This is a genomic window from Paenibacillus sp. VTT E-133280 (assembly GCF_002264385.1).
GTDB lineage: Bacteria > Bacillota > Bacilli > Paenibacillales > Paenibacillaceae > Paenibacillus_AQ > Paenibacillus_AQ nitricinens.
Genome location: NZ_NFUX01000161.1, coordinates 1 through 936, shown reverse-complemented (window position 1 = coordinate 936; position 936 = coordinate 1). Strand labels below are relative to the sequence as shown.

Here is a 936-nt window from a genome sequence, read left to right as displayed (position 1 = left end):
GTCCGATGAAATTCTAGGGGGTGCATTTTTTATGCCAGCGATAAAAGGTCAGAAGTTTAAAGAGTATTCGTATGAGACCAAGATAGAGGCGATACGCCTTCACGTCGTGGAAGGTTGGACCTATCGTAAAATCATGGAGAAGTTTGGAATCACAGACAGACATCGACTGAAAGCATGGATGAGGAAATATCGGGAACTCGAAGAGTTCGGACTTGTGGATCAACGGGGAAGGCGCGAGGAGTACGTCGATCGAGACAGGCAAGTAGAGCGGCTAAAACGGGAGAACGAAATGCTAAAAAAGTGCTTGGAAATCTGGATGCAGGAGATGAAGCCAAACGGTATGTAACGATTGAGAGAGCCGCAAACGAATATTCGGTTAGTCATCTTTGTAAAGTTTTTGGGGTCTCCCGAAGCGGTTACTACGCTTTTCTAAAGCGCAAAGAATTCCATCGGGACCGAGAAGATGAGGCACTCGTGAAGAAGGTCTATGAGCACTACAATGGAGTCTACGGCTACCGTCAGCTTCAACTGTTCTTGCTGCAGGATCATGGGGTCTGGATGAATCATAAGAAGGTACTTCGGCTTATGCAGATGCTGGGCATCCGCTCACGGATTCGGAGGAAACATCGCTGCAACTACGCTTCTTCTACTGAAGGTCGTGTAGCTAAAAACCTATTGAAACGGGATTTCCAGGCGGATACGCCCAACCTAAAGTGGGTCACAGATGTCACACCATACCGGGTGGGGGAGTCGTGGATTTACCTCTCAGCGGTGAAAGACTTGTTTAAAAATGAGATTGTAGCCTACCACATGAGTCAGAGAAATGACAATCCACTGGTTCTACAGACCTTTGAGAAAGCCTTTAGCAAGACAAAAGACGTGACCGGGCTGATCGTTCATTGCGACCAGGGATTCCAGTACACGTCTCATGCATAC

2 protein-coding genes are annotated in these 936 nt (G+C 47.4%); both read left to right on the top strand.

Translation table 11 applies throughout. The annotated features are described in order from the left end of the window. A partial coding sequence (locus CA600_RS32040) for a helix-turn-helix domain-containing protein (protein WP_256990094.1) occupies positions 1-346 on the top strand: 346 nt, incomplete at its 5' end. Continuing rightward, a partial coding sequence (locus CA600_RS31055) for an IS3 family transposase (protein WP_256990093.1) occupies positions 301-936 on the top strand: 636 nt, incomplete at its 3' end. The genes CA600_RS32040 and CA600_RS31055, both read left to right, overlap by 46 nt.